At 48.0% G+C, this 21,578-nt stretch carries 20 protein-coding genes, 2 tRNA genes, 1 riboswitch and 1 other annotated feature; of the genes, 16 read left to right on the plus strand and 6 right to left on the minus strand.

The features are described from left to right. Positions 1-24: 24 nt before the first annotated feature. Positions 25-1,836 carry an aspartate--tRNA ligase gene (gene aspS, locus B5G11_RS06350; protein WP_087252631.1) on the plus strand — a complete coding sequence of 604 codons (1,812 nt, stop codon included), beginning with the start codon at positions 25-27 and terminating at the stop codon, positions 1,834-1,836. 162 nt (positions 1,837-1,998) lie between these two features. On the opposite strand, the gene B5G11_RS06355 is transcribed toward aspS, so the two are convergent. Together B5G11_RS06355 and B5G11_RS06360 are read right to left on the minus strand one after the other, a co-directional pair. Continuing rightward, positions 1,999-2,071: transfer RNA gene (locus B5G11_RS06355), tRNA-Gly, on the minus strand. A gap of 26 nt (positions 2,072-2,097) precedes the next feature. Next, positions 2,098-2,170: transfer RNA gene (locus B5G11_RS06360), tRNA-Gly, on the minus strand. A 115-nt stretch (positions 2,171-2,285) separates the two neighbouring features. On the opposite strand from B5G11_RS06360, the gene B5G11_RS06365 reads away from it, so the two are divergent. From B5G11_RS06365 to B5G11_RS06420, 10 genes are all read left to right on the plus strand, one after another. Further along, on the plus strand, positions 2,286-2,930 hold the full coding sequence (locus B5G11_RS06365) for a pentapeptide repeat-containing protein (RefSeq protein WP_087252568.1): 645 nt from the start codon (positions 2,286-2,288) through the stop codon (positions 2,928-2,930). Between the two features lie 54 nt (positions 2,931-2,984). Then, positions 2,985-3,082, plus strand: a riboswitch (THF riboswitch). A gap of 69 nt (positions 3,083-3,151) precedes the next feature. Then, positions 3,152-3,718 carry a folate family ECF transporter S component gene (locus B5G11_RS06370; RefSeq protein WP_207651995.1) on the plus strand — a complete coding sequence of 189 codons (567 nt, stop codon included), beginning with the start codon at positions 3,152-3,154 and terminating at the stop codon, positions 3,716-3,718. A 25-nt stretch (positions 3,719-3,743) separates the two neighbouring features. Continuing rightward, the gene (thyA, locus tag B5G11_RS06375; protein WP_087168304.1) at positions 3,744-4,592 is read left to right on the plus strand and encodes a thymidylate synthase; all 849 of its coding nucleotides are present in this window, start codon (positions 3,744-3,746) and stop codon (positions 4,590-4,592) included. Between the two features lie 18 nt (positions 4,593-4,610). Continuing rightward, positions 4,611-5,111 carry a dihydrofolate reductase gene (locus tag B5G11_RS06380; protein ID WP_087252569.1) on the plus strand — a complete coding sequence of 167 codons (501 nt, stop codon included), beginning with the start codon at positions 4,611-4,613 and terminating at the stop codon, positions 5,109-5,111. Positions 5,112-5,181: 70 nt separating this feature from the next. Further along, positions 5,182-5,434, plus strand: a binding site (T-box leader). A 122-nt stretch (positions 5,435-5,556) separates the two neighbouring features. After that, positions 5,557-7,275, plus strand: a complete 1,719-nt coding sequence (gene ilvB, locus B5G11_RS06395) for a biosynthetic-type acetolactate synthase large subunit (RefSeq protein WP_087168300.1) — start codon at positions 5,557-5,559, stop codon at positions 7,273-7,275. 17 nt (positions 7,276-7,292) lie between these two features. Further along, complete coding sequence (gene ilvN, locus B5G11_RS06400) at positions 7,293-7,802, plus strand: acetolactate synthase small subunit (protein WP_087168299.1); 510 nt, start codon at positions 7,293-7,295, stop codon at positions 7,800-7,802. Positions 7,803-7,891: 89 nt separating this feature from the next. Next, on the plus strand, positions 7,892-8,932 hold the full coding sequence (locus tag B5G11_RS06405; RefSeq protein WP_330616786.1) for a branched-chain amino acid aminotransferase: 1,041 nt from the start codon (positions 7,892-7,894) through the stop codon (positions 8,930-8,932). A 115-nt stretch (positions 8,933-9,047) separates the two neighbouring features. Next, the gene (locus B5G11_RS06410) at positions 9,048-9,809 is read left to right on the plus strand and encodes a class I SAM-dependent methyltransferase (RefSeq protein WP_087252570.1); all 762 of its coding nucleotides are present in this window, start codon (positions 9,048-9,050) and stop codon (positions 9,807-9,809) included. A 22-nt stretch (positions 9,810-9,831) separates the two neighbouring features. Next, positions 9,832-10,713, plus strand: coding sequence for an Hsp33 family molecular chaperone HslO (hslO, locus tag B5G11_RS06415; protein ID WP_087168296.1), 882 nt, complete (start codon positions 9,832-9,834; stop codon positions 10,711-10,713). 21 nt (positions 10,714-10,734) lie between these two features. Beyond that, the gene (locus B5G11_RS06420) at positions 10,735-12,645 is read left to right on the plus strand and encodes an NAD(+) synthase (RefSeq protein ID WP_087252571.1); all 1,911 of its coding nucleotides are present in this window, start codon (positions 10,735-10,737) and stop codon (positions 12,643-12,645) included. A gap of 94 nt (positions 12,646-12,739) precedes the next feature. On the opposite strand, the gene B5G11_RS06425 is transcribed toward B5G11_RS06420, so the two are convergent. After that, the gene (locus tag B5G11_RS06425) at positions 12,740-13,438 is read right to left on the minus strand and encodes a S1 RNA-binding domain-containing protein (protein ID WP_087252572.1); all 699 of its coding nucleotides are present in this window, start codon (positions 13,436-13,438) and stop codon (positions 12,740-12,742) included. A 194-nt stretch (positions 13,439-13,632) separates the two neighbouring features. Here B5G11_RS06425 and B5G11_RS06430 point away from each other — a divergent pair, with 194 nt between their 5' ends. From B5G11_RS06430 to B5G11_RS06450, 5 genes are all read left to right on the plus strand, one after another. Next, a complete protein-coding gene (locus B5G11_RS06430; protein ID WP_087252573.1) occupies positions 13,633-15,285 on the plus strand; it encodes a putative manganese-dependent inorganic diphosphatase in 1,653 nt (550 codons plus the stop codon). Positions 15,286-15,295: 10 nt separating this feature from the next. Further along, complete coding sequence (locus tag B5G11_RS06435) at positions 15,296-15,883, plus strand: flavin reductase family protein (RefSeq protein WP_087252574.1); 588 nt, start codon at positions 15,296-15,298, stop codon at positions 15,881-15,883. Positions 15,884-15,999: 116 nt separating this feature from the next. Continuing rightward, the gene (locus B5G11_RS06440; protein WP_242958952.1) at positions 16,000-16,686 is read left to right on the plus strand and encodes a polysaccharide deacetylase family protein; all 687 of its coding nucleotides are present in this window, start codon (positions 16,000-16,002) and stop codon (positions 16,684-16,686) included. Between the two features lie 15 nt (positions 16,687-16,701). Then, a complete protein-coding gene (locus tag B5G11_RS06445) occupies positions 16,702-17,433 on the plus strand; it encodes a tRNA threonylcarbamoyladenosine dehydratase (RefSeq protein ID WP_087168291.1) in 732 nt (243 codons plus the stop codon). A gap of 2 nt (positions 17,434-17,435) precedes the next feature. Beyond that, positions 17,436-18,752, plus strand: a complete 1,317-nt coding sequence (locus tag B5G11_RS06450; RefSeq protein ID WP_087252575.1) for a replication-associated recombination protein A — start codon at positions 17,436-17,438, stop codon at positions 18,750-18,752. Positions 18,753-18,857: 105 nt separating this feature from the next. Here B5G11_RS06450 and B5G11_RS06455 read toward each other — a convergent pair whose 3' ends face one another. The 3 genes from B5G11_RS06455 to B5G11_RS06465 are packed head-to-tail and all read right to left on the minus strand — an operon-like array spanning position 18,858 to position 21,486. Then, on the minus strand, positions 18,858-19,370 hold the full coding sequence (locus B5G11_RS06455; RefSeq protein ID WP_087168289.1) for a DUF4364 family protein: 513 nt from the start codon (positions 19,368-19,370) through the stop codon (positions 18,858-18,860). 15 nt (positions 19,371-19,385) lie between these two features. Continuing rightward, the gene (locus tag B5G11_RS06460; RefSeq protein WP_087252576.1) at positions 19,386-20,324 is read right to left on the minus strand and encodes a TIGR01212 family radical SAM protein; all 939 of its coding nucleotides are present in this window, start codon (positions 20,322-20,324) and stop codon (positions 19,386-19,388) included. A 1-nt stretch (position 20,325) separates the two neighbouring features. Further along, positions 20,326-21,486 (minus strand): NADP-dependent malic enzyme, encoded by a 1,161-nt coding sequence (locus B5G11_RS06465; RefSeq protein WP_087168287.1) that lies wholly within the window; start codon positions 21,484-21,486, stop codon positions 20,326-20,328. Positions 21,487-21,578 lie beyond the last annotated feature (92 nt).

Below are 21,578 nucleotides of genomic sequence, written 5' to 3' on the forward strand. Positions count from 1 at the left end.
CAAGAATAAATGGAGGAAGAGAAAATGGCAGAATCAATGAAAGGCCTGAAAAGAACCCACCGCTGCGCAGAACTTGGCACAGCGAATATCGGTGAGACCGTCACCGTCATGGGGTGGGTGCAGAAGAACAGAAATAAAGGCGGTATTATCTTTGTTGACTTAAGAGACCGCTCCGGGATCCTGCAGTTGATATTTGAGAATGGAAGTATCGATGAAGAAGGATTTGAAAAAGCAGGAAAGCTCAGAAGCGAGTTTGTCATTGCGGCAGTAGGAACCGTGGAGGCACGTTCCGGAGCTGTCAATGAAAATCTTGCTACAGGGGCCATCGAGATACGTGTGAAAGAGCTTCGGATCCTGTCCGAGTCCGAGACTCCGCCGTTCCCGATTGAGGAAGACAGCAAGACAAAGGAAGAACTGCGTCTGAAATACCGGTTCCTGGACTTAAGAAGACCGGATATGCAGCGGAATCTCCGCATGAGAAGCCAGATCGCCACACTGACGAGACAGTTCCTGGCAGATGAAGGATTCCTTGAAATCGAGACACCAACACTGGTAAAGAGTACACCGGAAGGAGCAAGAGACTATCTGGTACCAAGTCGTGTACATCCGGGAAGCTTTTATGCGCTGCCGCAGTCTCCTCAGACATTAAAGCAGTTGCTGATGTGCTCCGGATGCGACCGCTATTTCCAGCTTGCAAGATGCTACCGGGACGAAGATCTCCGTGCAGACCGCCAGCCGGAATTTACACAGATCGACATGGAGCTTTCCTTTGTTGATGTAGATGATGTTCTGGAAGTCAACGAGCGTCTCCTTGCTTATTTGTTTAAAGAAGTTCTGGATGTGGATGTAAAGCTTCCGATCCAGAGAATGACATGGCAGGATGCAATGGACCGCTACGGTTCCGACAAGCCGGACACCCGTTTCGGAATGGAGCTTGTCAATGTCAGCGAGATCGTAAAGGACTGCGGATTCGGCGTCTTTACCGGAGCTCTGGAGCAGGGCGGAAGCGTCCGCGGAATCAATGCCAAAGAACAGGGTGCAATGCCGCGTAAAAAGATTGATAAGCTTGTAGAATTTGCAAAAGGATATGGTGCAAAAGGACTTGCATATATTGCGATTCAGGAAGATGGAAGCGTGAAATCCTCCTTTGCAAAATTCATGACAGAAGAGGAAATGGCTTCCCTGATCCAGGCAATGGACGGACAGCCGGGAGACCTTCTGCTCTTTGCGGCTGACAAGAATAAGATTGTATGGGATGTACTTGGAAATCTCCGTCTTGAAATTGCAAGACAGCTGGATCTTCTGGACAAGAGCCAGTACAATTTCCTCTGGGTAACAGAGTTCCCGCTGCTTGAGTGGAATGAAGACGAGAACCGTTTCGTGGCAATGCACCATCCGTTTACCATGCCGATGGAGGAGGATCTTCAGTATCTGGACAGTGATCCGGGAAGAGTGCGCGCGAAAGCATACGATATTGTATTAAATGGAACCGAGCTCGGCGGAGGAAGTGTCCGAATCCACCAGAATGACATCCAGACAAAGATGTTTGAAGTGATCGGATTTACAAAAGAAGAGGCCGAAGAGCAGTTCGGATTCCTTCTGAATGCGTTCAAGTACGGGGTACCGCCTCATGCAGGACTTGCCTACGGACTGGACCGTCTTGTCATGCTCATGGCGAAAGAAGACAGCATCCGTGATGTCATTGCATTCCCGAAGGTGAAAGATGCATCAGACATGATGCTGGAGGCACCGTCTGAAGTAGCAGTAAAACAGCTGGAAGAGCTGGGAATCGGTGTCATCAGAAAAGAAGAGGCGGAAGCGGAAACAGAAGAGTAATTTCGTGAGAAAGAAGAAAAAGGGTGTTGTGGGAAACTGCAGCATCCTTTTCAATTAACAGAAAATTTTGTCCTTTGTTCTGAGAGTATCTGGCATACAGGTTTCGGGGATACAGCTGTCTGAGAAAAGAAAAAACACGATTCATTTGAATCGTGTTTTAAGAGCGACAGACGGGGCTCGAACCCGCGACCCCAACCTTGGCAAGGTTGTACTCTACCAACTGAGCCACTGTCGCATGAATATCAAATTTTAAAAAAGAAGAGCGACAGACGGGGCTCGAACCCGCGACCCCGACCTTGGCAAGGTCGTACTCTACCAACTGAGCCACTGTCGCTTAATGTTTTTTGTTCACTCGGAACAAAATGTATGATACTATAAAAGAAAAGAAATGTCAACATGTTTTTTTAAAAAATTTTAAATAGAATTTACAAAGAACCGGGGGTGTCAAAATGGAGCAGAACAGTACAAAAACAGTATGGAATGAAAGGCGGATGGACGGAATCGATCTGAGTGGTAAAATCCTGGAATGGGGAGATTTTACCGCCGTCAGTTTCCGGAATGCCGACTTTACAGGGTGCAGGCTTTCTAATTCAAGATTCCGGGACTGTGATCTGGAAGGAGCAAAATTTTGCGGGGCAGATTTGCAAGGGGCGGACCTTCGGGGATGCAGTCTTAAAAATGCAGACTTCCGGGGTGCGGATATCCGGCTTTCAACACTGGAAAATGCAGACCTGACCGGGGCGCGCATGGATGAGACAACCGTGGGGTATCCTATGCGCTGCCCGGAGAAAGGAGCGTTTGTAGCATACAAGAAATGTGTGTATGACCGGATTGTACAGCTCCTTGTTCCGGCAGATGCAAAGCGGAGCTCGGCCACAGGTCCGACATGCCGGTGTGATAAGGCAAAAGTACTGACAATCAGAAACTTTGACGGCACAAGGGAATTTGATGAGGCATGGTCGCTGGTGGATGAAAACTTCGTCTACCGGAAAGGGGAGTGGGTATACGCTGACTCTTTTACAGAAGACCGGTGGAAAGACTCCACTCATGGGATCCATTTCTGGATGACGAGAGAGGAGGCAATGGCATACTGAGAAATCTCTTTACGATCAGAGGACTTCGTGCTATAATCAGAGACGAAATGAACAGGCAGAGTAGAAATATGTGCGTTAAGTGCCATTCGGACGGGGAGTTGCCGGTGGACGAAAAGAAATTTCTTGCGGTACATATTTCGCATCCCGCTGCTGCACATAGACAGAGACTGATATACCTGCTGTGCGTGGCAAAAGGACTACTGCAAAGGAGGTATATTTTTATGGAAAAATGCAAGAAACTACGAGACATGTTCCGGGAATCAGCCCGTGAACTCAAAGACAGCCATACCATGGTTGTCATAGCGATGCTTCTGGCACTTGCTGTGGTGCTGGGATTTTTTGGAACCGTGCAGGTGACGGACTTTCTGAAGATCGGATTTTCCTTCCTGCCAAATGAACTGGCAGCAATGCTGTTTGGACCGTCTGTGGGCGGTATTGTCGCGGGAGCGGCGGATATTCTGAAGTATCTGGTAAAGCCGACGGGAGCCTTTTTCCCGGGATTTACCATCAGTGCCGTGGCGGGCGGCATCCTCTATGGAATGGTTCTGTACCGGAAGCCGCTTTCCGTGGGGCGGATTGTATTTGCGAAAGTACTTGTCGCAGTTCTGGTCAACACCTGTCTGAACACGTACTGGCTTACTGTCATGTACGGAAGTTCCTTTGCGGCGCTGCTTCCGGCAAGACTTCTGAAACAGATGGTGATGGTGCCGGTGGAGACGGTGCTGTTTTATCTCGTAGTACGGACATTATCCAGAGCAAAAGTATTTGCATTGATGAAATCAAATTAAAATGGAGAAAAACGGAGGTAGCAATATGAGTTATGCGGATCAGGTATTTGTCAGCATGTGCAGAGACATTATCGATCACGGCACAAGTACAGAAGGAGAAAAGGTGCGGCCAAAGTGGGAAGACGGAACACCTGCCTATACGATCAAGAAGTTTGCGGTTGTAAACCGGTATGATCTTGCGAAAGAATTTCCGGCACTGACCCTTCGGAAAACAGGGATCAAGAGCTGTACCGATGAGATGCTCTGGATCTGGCAGCGCAAATCCAACAACATCCATGACCTGAAACCTCATATCTGGGACAGCTGGGCAGATGAAGACGGATCCATCGGAAAGGCGTACGGATATCAGATGGGAGTGAAACATCAGTATAAGGAAGGAATGATGGATCAGGTAGACCGTGTTATCTATGATCTGAAGCACAATCCGTACAGCAGGCGGATTCTGACCAACATCTATGTTCATCAGGATCTGCATGAAATGAATCTGTATCCGTGTGCATACAGCATGACCTTCAACGTGACGAAGCGTCCGGACAGTGAAAAACTGGTGCTGAACGGAATCCTGAACCAGCGTTCCCAGGACGTGCTGGCGGCAAACAACTGGAATGTCTGTCAGTATGCGGTGCTGATGCATATGATGGCGCAGGTTTGTGACATGCAGGTGGGCGAGTTTGTTCATGTGATCGCGGACGCGCACATTTATGACCGTCACATTCCGCTTGTGGAGGAGCTGATTTCAAGAGAGCAGCACGAAGCGCCTAAATTCTGGCTGAACCCGGATGTAAAAGATTTCTATGACTTTACGCCGGATGACGTCCGTCTGGATGATTATGCGACAGGACCGCAGATTAAAAATATTCCGATTGCGGTATAAAGAAGAGGAGGCACACAGATGAATCTGATTGTGAATGTAGACAAAAACTGGGCTATCGGGAATAAAAACAAGCTGCTTGTCAGCATCCCGGCAGATATGAAGTTTTTCCGGGAGACAACAACAGGAAACGTGGTTGTTATGGGCAGAAAGACCCTGGAAAGCTTTCCTGGCGGACAGCCGTTGAAGAACAGAACGAATATCGTCCTTACAAGAGACGCGCATTTTCAGGTAAAAGGAGCAGTTGTAGTACACAGTCTGGAGGAACTTCTGGAGGAACTGAAGCAGTATCCGGATGAGAGTATCTATGTGATCGGAGGGGAGAGCGTTTACCGGATGATGCTCCCGTACTGTACCGAGGCTTATGTGACAAAGACGGACCATGCCTATGACGCGGATACATATTTCCCGAATCTGGATGAAGAGGAAGACTGGATCCTGGAAGGAGAGTCTGACGAGCAGACATATTTTGATCTGGAATACATATTTACAAGATACAGAAAAAGAACTACAAAAGACTGATGCCGGAGAAAAAGCTTGACAACAGATATCCCCACCCCGTATAATGTCAATAATTACTTTAACGAGACAGAGAAATGTAGTGAGTGGGAGGAGTACCTCCCGGCCGGATGCAAAGAGAGAAGGCGGGTGGTGGAAGTCTTCGTGACGGCGGGTGGGAACTGGCCCATGAACAGCGGACTGAAAAGGTCTTATCCGATGCAGGAAGTAAGATGTGATTAGGCTCCGACGTTGTTCCAGCGTTATCGGGAAACAGTATGAAAGTACTGGTTGAGTGCAGAGAAATTCTGAAGTTAGGTGGTATCACGGAGTTATTCGCCCTAAGCAAAGGCTTAGGGCGTTTTTTTCTACAGGAAGTCTTTTCGGATGCCCTGGGGAATAAAATTTCCGTACAGATGCAGGGAAGAATAGAGAGCCTTGACAAGGAGAAGGAAAAGGAGGAAACGGCATGAGGAAAATCAGTGGAAACAAGCTTCTTGTAAAAGCATTAAAAGAAGAAGGTGTGGATACGCTCTTTGGTTATCCGGGGGCATGTACGATTGATATCAGCGATGAGCTTTATAAACAGGGAGATATCAAGATCATTCTCCCAAGACACGAGCAGGCGCTGGTTCACGAGGCGGATGCTTACGCAAGATCAACGGGCAAGGTCGGGGTCTGCCTTGTAACAAGCGGACCCGGAGCGACGAACCTGGTAACCGGTCTTGCCACGGCAAACTATGACAGTGTGCCGCTTGTATGTTTTACAGGACAGGTGGCGCGGCATCTGATTGGAAATGACGCATTCCAGGAGGTCGACATTGTAGGAATTACAAGAAGCATCACCAAATACGGAGTGACGGTACATAGAAGAGAAGATCTGGGAAGAATTATAAAAGAAGCGTTCTACATCGCAAGAAGCGGGAAACCGGGACCTGTTCTCGTAGATCTTCCGAAAGACGTGATGGGTGAGCTTGGCTCTCCGGAATATCCGTCAGAGGTCAATATCCGCGGCTATAAGCCAAACACCAGCGTTCACATCGGCCAGTTAAAACGCGCGGTCAAGCTGTTAAACCACGCGAAGAGACCGCTGTTTCTTGCAGGAGGCGGAGTGAATATTGCGGAAGCCAATGAAGCCTTTACAAGACTGGTGGAAAAGACGAAAATTCCGGTGGTCACAACGGTAATGGGAAGAGGCGCTGTTCCGACGAATCATCCGTATTATGTGGCAAACCTTGGTATGCACGGAGCCTACGCGGCCAATATGGCGGTGGAAGAGTGCGATGTGCTGTTTTCCATCGGTACAAGATTCAATGACCGGATCACAGGAAAGCTGCACGCGTTTGCGCCGAACGCAAAGATTGTACATATCGATATTGATACAGCGTCCATCTCCAAGAATATCCATGTGGATGTGCCGATTGTAGCGGACGCAAAGGAAGCAATCGAAAAGATGCTGGAGTACGCGGAAGAGAAGGATACAAAAGAGTGGATGGAGAAAATTCAGGGCTGGGAGCAGGAACACCCGCTTCAGATGAAGAAGAGGGGAAATGTCATGCTTCCGCAGGATATTATCGAGGGAATCAATCATGTTTTTGATGAAGGAATCATTGTAACGGATGTAGGACAGCATCAGATGTTCGCGGCACAGTATGCGGAGATTACGCCGAAGAAACGCCTTCTGATGTCGGGAGGACTTGGCACGATGGGATATGGATTCCCGGGGGGAATCGGAGCAAAGATCGGCAATCCGGATAAACCGGTGATCGTTATTTCCGGTGATGGAGGTATGCAGATGAATATTCAGGAATTTGCCACAGCGGTTCTCGAAGAGCTGCCGATTATTATCTGTGTTCTGAATAATACCTACCTTGGAATGGTGCGTCAGTGGCAGAAGCTGTTTTACGGCAAACGCTACGCCATGACCAATCTTCTTGCAGGGGCTGCTCTGCGCCGCGGGGATGAAAAGCTGCCGGAATATACACCGGACTTTGTGAAACTTGCAGAAAGCTACGGGGCAAAGGGAATGCGTGTGGAGAAGAAAGAGGATATCGAGGCGGCACTTCTGGAAGCCTCAAAAGAGACGAAGGTACCGACACTGATCGAATTCATCATCGATCCGGAAGAAGTGGTCTACCCGATGGTGAAGCCAAACGGTACGCTCCATGAGATGCTGATGGACTGCTAGAGAAGGAGGAAATGGAAATGAATGGAATGTTGAAAAAAAGATGGATCTCTCTTTATGTGGAAAATCAGATTGGTGTGCTTTCCAAGATTTCCGGGTTGTTTTCGGCAAAATGCTATAATCTGGAAAGTCTGACGGTGGGACGGACAGAAGACCCGACGATTTCCAGAATGACGATCGAAACGCATTGTGATGAGGAGACTTTTGAACAGATTAAAAAACAGCTGAACCGGATGGTGGAAGTGATCAAGGTCATCGATTTTACGGATCTTTCAGTCTGCATGAAGGAGATCCTGTATGTCAAAGTGAAAAAATGCAGTCTGGAGGAAAAGACAGAGCTTTTCCAGATTGCCGAGACCTTCAAGGCAGAAGTGATCGATTACGGGAAAGACAGTATGCTGCTTGAATTTTTGCAGACGGCCACCAAAAATGATGCGGTTGTCAAGCTTTTGAAAGAAGAATTCCGGGATGTGGAAGTCGTGCGGGGCGGAAGCGTCGGAATTGAAGCAATCAGTATGGCAGAGCGGTAGCAGGAAAATCATACGGATTCAAAAAAAACAGAGCGCACTCTTGAATTTTTTCCAAAACAGTCTTATACTAGAAAAATAAGAAAACAAGATTGGAGTGGATGGAAATGGAAAAGAAAAATTTGGACTGGTCAAATCTGGGTTTCAAGTATATCCAGACCGATAAAAGATATGTTTCCAATTTTAAAGACGGTGCGTGGGACGATGGATGTCTGACATCCGATGCCAGTATCGTACTCAACGAGTGTGCGGGTGTGTTCCAGTATGCACAGACCGTATTTGAAGGATTAAAGGCATACACAACAGAAGACGGAAAGATTGTAACATTCCGTCCGGACTTAAATGCTGAGAGAATGATTGATTCGGCAAAGAGACTGGAAATGCCGGCATTTCCGAAAGAGCGCTTTATCGATGCGGTTACACAGACAGTAAAAGCAAATGCCGCATGGGTACCTCCATTCGGTTCCGGGGCAACCCTTTACATCCGGCCTTATATGTTCGGTTCCAGTCCGGTGATCGGTGTGAGTCCGGCGGCTGAATACCAGTTCCGCATTTTAACCACTCCGGTCGGACCATATTTTAAAGGCGGAGCAAAGCCGATTACGATCAAGGTTTCTGATTTTGACAGAGCGGCACCGCACGGAACCGGCCATATCAAGGCAGGACTGAACTACGCCATGAGCCTTCATGCAATTGTGACAGCACACGAAGAAGGCTATGCGGAAAACATGTATCTCGACGCCGCTACAAGAACAAAGGTAGAGGAGACAGGCGGAGCCAACTTTATCTTTATCACAAAAGATAAAAAAGTTGTAACACCGAAATCATCCTCCATCCTTCCGTCCATTACAAGACGCTCGCTCCTTTACGTGGCAAAAGAGTATCTTGGGCTTGAGACAGAAGAACGGGAAGTGACTCTGGAAGAAGTTCCGGAATTTGCGGAATGCGGACTGTGCGGTACAGCTGCCGTTGTTTCTCCGGTGGGCAAGATTGTAGACCACGGAAGAGAAATCTGTTTTGCAAGCGGCATGGATGAGATGGGACCGGTGACAAAACAGCTCTATGACACATTGACAGGAATCCAGATGGGGCGGATCGAGGCTCCGGAAGGATGGATTCATGTAATTGAATAAGGAAAATGGAACAGATCCTCCGGGCAAGATGTCCGGGGGATTTTGATTTCCCCTTTAAAAAATATGGAAATCATGCTATAATAAGCCGGATTTATAGTCGGCGGGAGATGATCAAATGGATGCATATACAGGATTTGCGGAAGTATACGATACATTTATGGACAATGTCCCATATGCAGAATGGACAGAATATTATGCGGGGATTCTGAAAGAAAACGGAATCCGGGACGGGCTCGTTCTGGATCTTGGATGCGGCACCGGAAGCATGACAGAGCTTCTGGCAGGGCTTGGCTATGACATGATCGGAGTGGATAATTCGGAAGAGATGCTGGAGATTGCTTCGGAGAAGAAAGCGGCTTCCGGACATGATATCCTTTATCTTCTTCAGGATATGAGGGAGTTTGAGCTCTACGGTACGGTCCGCGCAGTCATAAGCGCCTGTGATTCCGTCAATTATATTACGGAGCCCGAAGAGCTGGCAGAGACGTTTGCACTGGTGAACAACTATCTGGATCCGGGCGGACTGTTTTTGTTTGATTTTAATACAGAATATAAATACAGGGAGATCCTGGGGGATACAACGATTGCGGAAAACAGAGACGAGTGCAGTTTTATCTGGGAGAATTTTTATGACCCTCAGGAGCGGATCAACGAGTATGATCTGACGATTTTTGTACGTGAGGGAGAACTGTACAGAAAGTTTGAAGAAACCCATTTTCAGAGAGGCTATACGGTCAGGGAAGTGACGGACTGTCTGAGGAAAGCCGGCATGGAACTTGTTGCGATGTATGACGGCTTTACGAAAGAGCAGCCGGACGAAGAAAGCACCCGCATCTGTGTAGTGGCAAGAGAATGTGGAAAGAACAGAGCCGAATAAAGAAAGAAATGAGGAATCAGTAATGAAAGATTATTTAGTAAGAGCAACCGCGGCGGGCAGCCAGATCCGTGCGTTTGCGGTGACATCGACAGAGATGGTAGAGACAGCACGACAGCACCACAATACAAGCCCTGTTGCGACCGCTGCGCTTGGAAGACTGCTGACAGCCGGAGCCATGATGGGAAGCATGATGAAAAATGATACGGACATCCTGACCATCCAGATCAAATGTGATGGACCGATCCAGGGGCTGACTGTGACAGCAGACAGCAAAGCCAATGTCAAAGGCTATGTGGAAAATCCGGATGTGATGCTTCCGCCTAAGAACGGCAAGCTGGATGTAGGTGGCGCACTGGGACTTGGCATTTTAAATGTCATCAAAGATATGGGATTGAAAGAGCCGTATGTGGGACAGACGATCCTTCAGACAGGTGAAATCGGAGACGATCTGACTTATTACTTTGCAAATTCCGAACAGGTACCGTCCTCGGTAGGACTGGGAGTTCTGATGGAAAAAGACAATACGGTGAAATGTGCCGGAGGATTTATCGTGCAGGTAATGCCGTTTGTGGAAGAAAAAGTGCTGGAACAGCTGGAGGAAAATATCAGCAACATCCATTCTGTGACTGCGCTTCTGGAACAGGGACATACACCGGAATCTCTGCTTCAGGAAGTATTAAAAGGAATGGATATTGAGATTACTGATACCCTTCCGACACAGTTCTACTGTGACTGTTCTAAGACAAAGATTGAAAAGGCAATCATCAGTATCGGGGAAAAAGAGATCAAAGAGATGATTGATGAAGGAAAAGACATTGAAGTGAAGTGCCATTTCTGTAACACTGCATACAGCTTCAGTGTGGACGAGCTTTCCGCTCTGTTAAAACAGGCAAAGAAAAAATAAAAAGGAAAAGAGGAACGGGGCATGAAACAGGGATTTATCAAAGTGGCGGCGGCTACACCTGATATCCGTGTGGCAGATACGGCATTTAATACAGAAGAAATTATAAAAAAGATGAAAGAGGCAGCGGGAAACGGCGCAAAGATCATTGTCTTTCCGGAGCTTTGCATCACCGGATATACCTGCGGTGATCTGTTTACCCAGGATATTCTTCTGGAACAGGCAAAAGCAGGACTTTGCAGGATTGCCGAAGAAACAAAAGAACTGGAATCGGTTGTTTTTGTCGGATGTCCTCTTGCGGTGGACGGTGAGCTGTACAACACGGCAGCGGCCCTGAATAAGGGAAAGATTCTTGGATTTACAACAAAGACGTTCCTTCCGAATTACGGAGAGTTTTATGAAATGCGTCAGTTCACTCCGGGACCGGAAGAGGTAAGAATGATCCGGTTTGCAGGAGAAGAAATACCATTCGGTCCGCAGATCCTTTTTGAGTCCATGGAGACTGAGGGACTGATCCTGTCAGCGGAGATCTGTGAGGATGTGTGGTCCCCGGTTCCGCCAAGCATCAAGGCGGCGCTGGAAGGAGCTGTGATTCTTGTGAACTGCTCCGCGAGTGATGAGACAATCGGAAAGAACCGTTACCGGGAGGAATTGATCAAAGGACAGTCAGCCAGACTGATTGCGGGATATGTTTACGCCAACGCAGGGGAAGGAGAGTCCACCACGGATGTTGTGTTCGGCGGACACAATCTGATTGCGGAAAACGGGACGATACTGAAAGCTTCCCGGCGGTTTGCGAATGAAACAATCTACAGCGAAATTGATATCAAGCGGCTGCTGTCCGAGCGCCGGAAAAATACGACATTCCGTTCTGCGGCAAAAAAGACACTGCCGGTTGTTCCGTTTTCCGTCAAAGAAGAGGAAACGGCCCTTACAAGAACCTTTTCCCCGGCACCATTCGTTCCGCAGGATGAAAAGGAACGTGCCGCAAGATGCGAAGAGATTCTGTCTATTCAGGCTATGGGGCTGAAAAAAAGACTGGTTCATACAAAGGCTTCCGGAGCAGTAGTCGGCATTTCCGGTGGACTGGACTCCACTTTGGCGCTCCTTGTGACGGCAAAGGCTTTTGATATGATTGGAATTCCAAGATCCCGGATCAAGGCGGTGACCATGCCTTGCTTCGGGACGACAGACCGGACATACAGAAACGCCTGCCAGATGTCATGCAGACTTGGTGCTTCTCTTCTGGAAGTGCCGATCCGGGAAGCGGTGACTGTACATTTCCGCGATATCGGCCATGATCTGAATGACCACAGTGTGACATATGAAAACGGTCAGGCAAGGGAACGGACACAGGTGCTGATGGATCTTGCCAACAAAGACGGAGGACTTGTCATCGGAACGGGGGATATGTCAGAGCTTGCTCTTGGCTGGGCGACGTATAACGGAGACCACATGTCCATGTACGGTGTCAACGCCTCTGTACCGAAAACGCTGGTGCGCCATCTGGTACAGTACTATGCGGACACCTGCGGGGATGAAGAGCTTCAGAAGATTCTGCTGGATGTGCTGGATACACCGGTAAGTCCGGAGCTTCTGCCGCCGGAGGACGGTCAGATTGCGCAGAAGACAGAAGATCTGGTGGGACCGTATGAGCTTCATGATTTTTACCTTTATTATGTGCTGCGTTTTGGATATGAGCCGTCCAAAATTTACCGGATTGCAAAGCATGCATTTAAAAGTGTCTATGATGATGAGACGATTCTGAAATGGCTGAAGAAATTCTACTGGAGATTCTTCTCACAGCAGTTTAAGCGTTCCTGCCTTCCGGATGGACCGAAAGTAGGTACGGTGGCTCTGTCTCCAAGGGGAGACTGGAGGATGCCAAGCGATGCTTCGGCGGCTGTCTGGATTCAGGATCTGGAACGGTTATAAGAGAAAGAGATGAAAGAAAGAGGGCGGATATCTTCCGGACTGTCCGGACATGAATCCGCCCCGGCTGTTTCAACCAGAACTGTCTGAAGAGGAATTACAATTTGATATTTTTGAAAAGATCTCCAAGATTTGTTCCGATCTCTTCGGATTTTGGAAGCTCTACATGCAGTTCTTCTGTCTCTTCTTCTTTTTCTTCGGAAAGAGCTTTGATACTCAGGCTCAGTTTTCCATCTTTGATTCCGATGACTTTGACATTGACACGGTCCCCTGTCTTCAGGACATCGGCCGGTGTTTTGATCCGTTTTTCGCAGATCTGGGATACATGGACAAGTCCGGAGAGGCCATCGTCAAAGCGGACAAACGCGCCGTAGGACTGAATGGATTCCACGGTGCCTTCCATAACACTTCCAACCTGGATTTTTGAGATGCGTTCGGCACGCTCTCTGGCTTCTTCTTCTTTTAAAATCTCACGGGCGGAAAGAATGAGGCGGTGTTCTTCCAGATCTGCCTCAATGACGCGGACGGTGATTTCTTTCAGAAGATAGCTTTCCAAATCTTCGATATAGGAAAGAGAAAGTCTGGATGCCGGGACAAAACCGCGAAGGCCTTCCACCTTGACGATCACGCCGCCGTTGACCACACCTTCTACTTTCAATGTAAGGTTTGTACGGTTGTCCATATAGTTTTGTACGATATGCCATGGATCGGCGATATCAAACTGGTCTTCATAGTCTTTCATGGACTCTGCCTGCGGTTCCAGGGCAGATGTTTTTGTTTCTAATTCTTCGTTCATTGATGATGCACCCCTTTTTGTGTTTTCTCTAGAAAGTATATCATAGATTTTTTGTTAGAGAAAGCAAAGTGAAAGAATATTTTTATGAAAACCGAAAAAACAGTTGGCGCGGAATCAAAAAGATGATACTCTATTTTTATATCAAGTAAAAGATTGGCCGGCACGTACGGCATATGGGAGGAAATGTAAAAAGTATGTCAGATAATCAGAAAGACAGAAAGGTATATGTGGTAGGACATAAAAATCCGGATACGGATTCCATCTGTTCTGCCATTGCATACGCAGAATTAAAAAAGCAGATTACAGGAAAAAATTATGTGGCAAAAAGAGCCGGAGAGGTCTCGGAGGAGACCAGATATGTTCTTGACTATTTTCATGTGGAAGAGCCGGCGCTCCTTCAGAATGTATTTCAGCAGTTAAAAGATGTGGATATCCGGAAGATTGACGGAGTTTCCAGCCAGGCGTCGATCAAAGAGGCCTGGGCGATGATGCGGGAAAACAGTATTCGGACGCTGCCGGTTCTGAATGAGCAGAAGCTGGAAGGAATTATCACGATTGGAGATATTGCCAATTCCTATATGGAGCTCTATGACAGTTATCTGTTGTCCGACGCACGGACACAGTACAGAAGCATTATGAATACACTGGACGGGAAGATCGTCACAGGGAACGAGCATGCATATTTCGTGAAAGGAAAGGTTGTTATCGCAGCCTCCTCTCCGGATATGATGGAGAATTTTATCGATGAAGACGATCTTGTCATCGTTGGAAACAGGTACGAGTCTCAGCTTTGTGCGATAGAAATGGATGCAAGCTGCCTTGTCATCTGCCAGGGAGCGGAAGTATCGAAGACGATCCGGAAGCTGGCATCCGAGAGAGATGTAGTGATTATCAGTACGCCGCATGACACCTTTACGACCGCCCGTCTGATCAATCAAAGTATTCCGGTCAAATATTTTATGACTAAAGAACATTTGAGCACGTTCCATATGAATGATTACCTGGAGGAAGTACGGGATGTCATGTCCAAGAAAAGATACCGTGATTTTCCGGTTATTGACAAAAAGGGACGGTTCACCGGATTTATTTCCAGACGGAGACTGTTAAAGCCGAGGCGCAAACAGGTCGTTCTTGTCGATCATAACGAAAAGACGCAGGCGGTAGACGGAATTGAAGAGGCGGAAATTCTTGAGATCATCGATCACCACAGAATCGGAAATCTGGAGACGATGGGTCCGGTTTATTTTAGAAACCAACCGCTTGGCTGTACTGCGACCATTATCTATCAGATGTATCAGGAAAACCAGATTACTCCGTCCAGAGAGACAGCAGGTCTTCTCTGTGCAGCGATTATTTCCGATACCCTGTTGTTCCAGTCGCCGACCTGCACTCCGATGGATGAAGCGACTGCGAGAACGCTTGCTCAGATTGCTGGAATAAATATCGATGAGTTCGCAAAAGAGATGTTCAAAGCAGGAAGCAATCTTGCGAATAAATCTGTTTCCGAGATCTGTTTCCAGGATTTCAAGGAGTTCCATGTCAATGAGCTGACGTTCGGAGTGGGACAGATCAATTCCATGAGCAGCGAGGAACTGCAGGAGATCCGGGAAAAGGTATGTCCGGAACTGCCGGATGTGCTGAAAGAAAGCGGACTGGATATGGTATTCTTTATGCTTACGAATATTGTAGACCAGTCTACAGAGCTTCTCTGCTGTGGAGGAAGTGCAAAGCAGACCGTGATCGATGCTTTTGAGCTTCCGGAAGATACAGATCAGATCGTATTAAACGGTGTCGTATCCAGAAAGAAACAGTTGATCCCGACACTGGTGAGCGAACTGCAGCAGTAGGAGGAAGTATATGACAGACAAGGTGATTTTTAAACCAGGCAATATGCTGTACCCGCTCCCGGCAGTGATGGTAAGCTGTGCAGGGAAAGACGGAACAGACAATATCCTGACGGTGGCGTGGACGGGAACGGTCTGTTCAGATCCGCCGATTCTCTATATTTCTGTCCGGCCGAACCGGTTTTCCCACCATATGATCGAGGAAACCGGAGAGTTTGTTGTCAACCTTACGACGGAACAGCTTGCAAAGGCGGCCGATTACTGCGGTGTGCGTTCCGGAAAAGACGTCGATAAATGGAACGAGATGAAACTCACAAGAAAAAAGACAGAGTCCCTTCAGTATGCGCCTGCAATTGAGGAATGTCCGGTGAATATTGAGTGTAAAGTCAGAGAGATTATACGTCTTGGAACACATGATATGTTTCTGGCGGATGTAACGGGCGTTCAGGTGAGCAGTGAGTACATGAATGAAAATGGAAAGTTCGAGTTGAACAAGACAGGGCTGATTGCCTATTCCCATGGGGAGTATTTAACTCTTGGGAAGCAGCTCGGAACTTTCGGGTTCAGTGTGAAAAAGAAGAAAAAGAAAAAAAGAAAATAAACTTTGCAAAAAAAGGGAAGAACCCGGAGGCTGGAAAAATTTGTTCCAGATTCCGGGTTCTATCTGTATCTCCCGGTGAATAAAGTTACAGGAGAGAAGAATGAGGCGGGCACAGCGTGAAGGAATTCGGAAAACAGTGGAGACTTACAGCGGAGATCATCCTGATTGCGGCAGTCTGCATGGCGGGAATGTGGCAGAACACAAAGAAAACGATCGAAAGCATCAGCGATGTGAAGAAAAAAGAGGAGGAAAAGAGGATTGCCATTACATTTGATGATGGCCCGGACGGTATATCTACTCCTGTACTTCTGGACGGTTTGAAAGAGAGGGGAGTCAGAGCAAGCTTTTTTGTGATCGGTCAGGAGGCGGAGGAACATCCGGATCTGATCCGGAGGATGCAAAAAGAAGGACACCTGATCGGGAATCATACGTACCATCATGTGGAACTGACGAAAGTAGATCAGGAGACGGAAAGAAAGGAGATTGAAAAGACAAATGAAGTAATTGAAAATATCACGGGGGAAACGGTTGCTTTTATCCGGCCTCCGTACGGCTCGTGGAGAGAAGAAACTTTGGAAGAAATCGATCTGATTCCGGTAAAATGGGATATTGATCCTCTTGACTGGTGCACGAAAAGTACCGGGGAAATCGTAAGAAAGGTAGTGACGCAGGCAGAAGAAAATGGTATTATTTTATTACATGACTGTTACGGGACTTCCGTGGAGGCGGGACTTCAGATCATAGATACCCTGCAGGAGGAAGGATACCGGTTTGTGACAGTCGATGAACTGATTATGGATTAAGGAAAGTGAAATAAGATGCTGCATGAATTTTCGAGGACAGAATTATTATTAGGAACAGAAGGAATGGACAGGCTGAGACACTCCTGCGTTACCGTGCTTGGGGTAGGAGGTGTCGGGTCTCACTGTATCGAGGCACTGGCCAGAAGCGGTGTGGGACATTTGATTCTCGTGGACCATGACAAGGTATCTCTGACAAATATCAACAGGCAGTCCATTGCCCTTCACAGTACGGTCGGACAGTATAAAACGAAAGTCATGAAAGCAAAGATTGCCGACATTTCACCGGAGATTCAGGTGATGACTTACGAGGAGTTTGTACTGGAAGAAAATCTGGAACAGGTGTTTGAAATCCGCCCGGATTATATTGTGGATGCTATCGATACCGTGACGGCAAAGCTTGCGGTGGCAGAGTATGCCAAAGAGCATCAGATTCCGCTGATCAGCAGTATGGGAACCGGAAACAAGCTGCATCCGGAGATGTTTGAGATTGATGATATCCGAAATACATCCGTATGCCCGCTGTGCCGCGTGATGCGAAAAGAGCTGAAAAAGAGGAATGTGGAGAGCCTTAAGGTACTGTATTCCAAAGAAAAGCCGGTGGATATTTCCGACCGGGTGACAGAAGAGGAAAAGGGGGCCAGAAGATCGCTTCCGGGCAGTATTTCTTTTGTTCCGCCTGTGGCCGGGCTGATGATCGCCGGAGAAGTGATCCGTAATTTGAGCGGATACCGGGAGGGAGACAGATAGAGATGGATTTATTTGAATATGCAAGGGAAAAGCAAAAAGAGACAGAGTCGCCGCTTGCGTCAAGGCTCAGGCCGGAGACACTGGAAGAAGTGGCAGGACAGCAGCATATCATCGGAAAGGACAAGCTGCTTTACCGTGCAATCAAGGCGGACAAGCTAAGTTCCGTCATTTTTTACGGCCCGCCGGGGACCGGAAAAACGACGCTTGCCAAAGTCATCGCCAATGCAACAAGCGCAAGATTCTGCCAGATCAACGCGACAGTTGCAGGGAAAAAAGATATGGAAGCGGTGGTGGAAGAGGCAAAAAAGGCAAGGGGAATGTACCAGCAGAAGACGATTCTGTTTATCGATGAGATCCACCGGTTTAACAAAGGACAGCAGGATTACCTCCTGCCGTTTGTGGAGGATGGTACGGTGATTCTGATCGGGGCGACGACGGAGAATCCGTATTTTGAAGTAAACCGGGCGCTGATTTCCCGGTCCACCGTCTTTGAATTAAAGCCGTTGTCCAAGGAGGATGTGGAAAGCCTGATTCACCGGGCTGTCTACGATGAGAAGAAGGGAATGGGAAGCTATCACGCCAGGATCGATCCGGATGCAAGCGCATTTCTGGCAGATATGTCGGGTGGCGATGCCAGACTGGCGCTCAATGCGGTGGAGCTTGCCGTTTTGACTACCGAAAGAAGCAGTGACGGGTTCATTCATCTGACACTGGATGTTGTATCAGAATGCATCCAGAAAAGAGTAGTCCGTTACGATAAGGACGGGGACAACCATTATGATACCATATCCGCCTTTATCAAAAGCATGCGGGGATCCGACCCGGACGCTGCGGTGTACTATCTGGCAAAGATGCTTTATGCCGGAGAGGATATCCGGTTTATTGCCCGCAGAATCATGATCTGCGCATCGGAGGATGTGGGAAACGCAGACCCGATGGCACTGACCGTGGCGGTATCGGCAGCCCAGGCGGTAGAGCGGATCGGGATGCCGGAGGCACAGATTATTCTGTCCCAGGCCGTGCTTTACGTGGCTTCGGCCCCGAAGAGCAACGCTGCAGTGCGGGCGGTTTCCGAGGCAATGGAAAGTGTGAAAAGCAAAAAGACAACGGTTCCTGCGCATCTTCAGGATGCCCATTATGGAGGGCACGAGCAGCTGGGACATGGAATCGGTTACCGGTACGCACACGATTATCCGAACCACTACGTTGACCAGCAGTATCTTCCGGATGAAATCAAGGAAAGTGTATTCTACCATCCGGGAGATCTGGGAAAAGAAAAAGAATTAAAAGACTGGCTTTCCTATATCAGGAAACAGTAAAGAAGCGAATGTCCTCATCCGGAATATTATATGCAAAAAAGAACCCCGTGAGAATTCTGGAGCTGCAAACCGGAATCTCACGGGGGTTATTCTTTTCAATACAAATTACAGCAGATGTGTCATAATGTAGGCGTAGATTTCCTGATTCTTTGCGGCCCAGTTCGCCGCCATGGTTTCAGCCTCCTCGTGAGAAGGGACCGTAACTGTCAGATCGATCAGAGGCATGGAGTGTTCGATCACCTGGCAGTGTACGGAGAATTCTCCATTTGTGTTCCGATAGTAATCGGATTTCACAGACACTTCATTTTTCAGCGAAAATTTCTTCTCGATAAAAAAGTCTTCAATATCCTTTTTAATTGCATCTGAAATTTTATTCTCGAAAAAGCAGATTGATTCGGCTCCTTCCTCGGTCAGATGGTACATCGTACGGTTGTGTGTTGTCTCCTCCCGGATCAGACCGGACTCGGTAAGTTCGGAGAGCGCTTTTTGGAGGGTAAAGTAAGTCGTATACCCTTTTCCAAGAACAAAATCGGAAATCTGAGCGTTTGCAAGAGGAAAATCCACCTTGCTGAGCATGTACAAAATGATCAGTTTATAGAGTGTGAATGTTTCTGCCATAGTGCATACTCCTTTCTAAAGAGCGTGATAGTGTTTGCCCTGCCAGATATCTCTTTCTCTGAAAGATTTTTCCATCTGATTGAGAACCAGCCGCTTGTTTCCGGTCCAGAGGGGAGCGGCAAGCAACGATTTCGGACCGTCCCCGGTCAGACGGTGGATAACAATATCAGGTCTGAGACAGCACAGGCAGGTCCCCAGAAATTCCAGATATTCTTCCATGGTTGGAAGAAAAAATGGGTGCTCCAGATAATAGTCGTACAGATCGGTATCCTTGAGTACGTGGAGCAGCTGAAGCTTGATCCCCTGGATATCCTGTCTGTTCAGATACTCTATTGTTTCCAGCATATCAGCCTCGGATTCACCGGGCAGATATAAAATCGTATGGACGATCACAGAAAGACCAAGGGCACGGAGTTTTTTCAACGCCTCCTCAAAAACCGGAAGAGGATAACCTCTCCGGATAAACTCGGCTGTGGATTCATGAATCGTCTGAAGGCCAAGCTCAATCCAGACCGGTTTGATCAGGGAGAGCCGCTCCAGGAGGTCAAGAATTTCCACAGAGAGACAGTCCGGACGGGTAGCAATGGAAAGCACCTTCACCTCCGGATCTGTCAAAGCCTGGGTAAATGCCTTTTCGAGAACTTCCAAAGGGCCGTATGTATTCGTGTAGGCCTGAAAATAAGCAATATAAGAATGTCCCGAGTATTTGGATTTCTTTTTTTCTTTTTCAACCCGGAGCTGTTCCGGGATGGAAAGAGAAACGTCCGCCGCGAAATCACCGCTGCCTCCACGGCTGCAGAAGATACAGCCACGTGTTCCGCAGGTGCCGTCACGGTTCGGACAGGTACAGCCGGCATTCAGGGACAGTTTGTACAGTTTTTCATGGAAAGTCTCTTTGATATAATAATCCAGCGAATTATACCGCTTTTCGCCCCAGCGTACAGTCGCGTCCATCTTACGGAATCAGAGCCTTGATGGCTTCGCTCACGGCATCGGCTACACGAGGATCAAATGCTTCCGGAAGAATGCTGGTTTCGCTCAGTTCCTCCTCCGGAACAAGAGAGGCGATGGCATTGGCAGCAGCCAGCTTCATCTCTTCTGTGATCTGGGAGGCACGTCCTTCGAGGGCACCCCGGAAAATGCCAGGGAATGCGATCACGTTATTCACCTGATTCGGGAAGTCACTCCGCCCGGTTCCGACAACCTTTGCCCCGGCTTCCTTTGCAAGATCCGGCATGATTTCCGGTACCGGATTTGCCATGGCAAAGAGGATGGAATCCTGATTCATGGATGCCACCATCTCCCTGGTGACGATATTCGGGGCGGAGACACCGATGAAAATGTCCGCACCTTTTAACGCATCCGCAAGGGTACCGTGGATCTGATCCGGATTCGTCAGTTCGGCCATCCGTTTCTGCATCCAGTTCAGATGCTCGGAATCCCGGCAGATCGTTCCATTGATATCACACATGGTGATGTGGGAAAATCCATAGGTCAGGAGGAGCTTTGTGATAGCAACTCCGGCGGAACCTGCACCGTTTACGACAACGCGGCAGGATTCCTTTGATTTTCCGACAACCTTCAGCGCATTGATGACGCCTGCAAGAACGACAATGGCAGTGCCGTGCTGGTCATCATGGAAGACCGGAATGTCCAGAAGCTCTTTTAACCGTTCTTCGATCTCGAAACATCTCGGGGCGGAGATGTCTTCCAGATTGATGCCTCCGAAGGCAGGGGCAATATTCACTACGGTACGAATAATCTCTTCTGTATCCTGTGTATCCAGACAGATCGGAACTGCATTGACCTGTCCGAATTCTTTAAACAGAACCGCTTTTCCCTCCATGACAGGCATTGCGGCACGGGCTCCGATATTGCCAAGACCAAGAACCGCGCTTCCATCGGAGACAACGGCAACCGTATTTGCCTTCATGGTGTATTTGTACACGGCTTCAGGATCTTTGGCGATTACTTTGCAAGGTTCCGCAACTCCGGGCGTATATGCGACCGCCAGGTCCTCCCTTGAACGGACATGTGCCTTTGCCGTCGTTTCGATCTTTCCGTTCCAGATTTCATGCATTTTCAGTGCTTTTTCCAATGTATTATTTTCAGCCATACTATTCACCTTTTCTTCATTAATAATGTATGATTATGATCACTTCTTCAATCATACCATTCTTAAAACAGGGGTGCAATTAAATTTTGGAA

It is taken from the genome of Drancourtella sp. An57, assembly GCF_002161525.1.
Classification (GTDB): Bacteria; Bacillota; Clostridia; order Lachnospirales; family Lachnospiraceae; genus Sellimonas; species Sellimonas catena.

Excerpts from the sequence above, each read along its gene's own strand:
- aspS (WP_087252631.1), top strand. The coding sequence starts at position 25 with ATGGCAGAATCAATGAAAGGCCTGAAAAGAACCCACCGCTGCGCAGAA.
- B5G11_RS06365 (WP_087252568.1), top strand. The coding sequence starts at position 2,286 with ATGGAGCAGAACAGTACAAAAACAGTATGGAATGAAAGGCGGATGGAC.
- B5G11_RS06370 (WP_207651995.1), top strand. The coding sequence starts at position 3,152 with ATGGAAAAATGCAAGAAACTACGAGACATGTTCCGGGAATCAGCCCGT.
- thyA (WP_087168304.1), top strand. The coding sequence starts at position 3,744 with ATGAGTTATGCGGATCAGGTATTTGTCAGCATGTGCAGAGACATTATC.
- B5G11_RS06380 (WP_087252569.1), top strand. The coding sequence starts at position 4,611 with ATGAATCTGATTGTGAATGTAGACAAAAACTGGGCTATCGGGAATAAA.
- ilvB (WP_087168300.1), top strand. The coding sequence starts at position 5,557 with ATGAGGAAAATCAGTGGAAACAAGCTTCTTGTAAAAGCATTAAAAGAA.
- ilvN (WP_087168299.1), top strand. The coding sequence starts at position 7,293 with ATGAATGGAATGTTGAAAAAAAGATGGATCTCTCTTTATGTGGAAAAT.
- B5G11_RS06410 (WP_087252570.1), top strand. The coding sequence starts at position 9,048 with ATGGATGCATATACAGGATTTGCGGAAGTATACGATACATTTATGGAC.
- hslO (WP_087168296.1), top strand. The coding sequence starts at position 9,832 with ATGAAAGATTATTTAGTAAGAGCAACCGCGGCGGGCAGCCAGATCCGT.
- B5G11_RS06420 (WP_087252571.1), top strand. The coding sequence starts at position 10,735 with ATGAAACAGGGATTTATCAAAGTGGCGGCGGCTACACCTGATATCCGT.
- B5G11_RS06425 (WP_087252572.1), bottom strand. The coding sequence starts at position 13,438 with ATGAACGAAGAATTAGAAACAAAAACATCTGCCCTGGAACCGCAGGCA.
- B5G11_RS06430 (WP_087252573.1), top strand. The coding sequence starts at position 13,633 with ATGTCAGATAATCAGAAAGACAGAAAGGTATATGTGGTAGGACATAAA.
- B5G11_RS06435 (WP_087252574.1), top strand. The coding sequence starts at position 15,296 with ATGACAGACAAGGTGATTTTTAAACCAGGCAATATGCTGTACCCGCTC.
- B5G11_RS06445 (WP_087168291.1), top strand. The coding sequence starts at position 16,702 with ATGCTGCATGAATTTTCGAGGACAGAATTATTATTAGGAACAGAAGGA.
- B5G11_RS06450 (WP_087252575.1), top strand. The coding sequence starts at position 17,436 with ATGGATTTATTTGAATATGCAAGGGAAAAGCAAAAAGAGACAGAGTCG.
- B5G11_RS06455 (WP_087168289.1), bottom strand. The coding sequence starts at position 19,370 with ATGGCAGAAACATTCACACTCTATAAACTGATCATTTTGTACATGCTC.
- B5G11_RS06460 (WP_087252576.1), bottom strand. The coding sequence starts at position 20,324 with ATGGACGCGACTGTACGCTGGGGCGAAAAGCGGTATAATTCGCTGGAT.
- B5G11_RS06465 (WP_087168287.1), bottom strand. The coding sequence starts at position 21,486 with ATGGCTGAAAATAATACATTGGAAAAAGCACTGAAAATGCATGAAATC.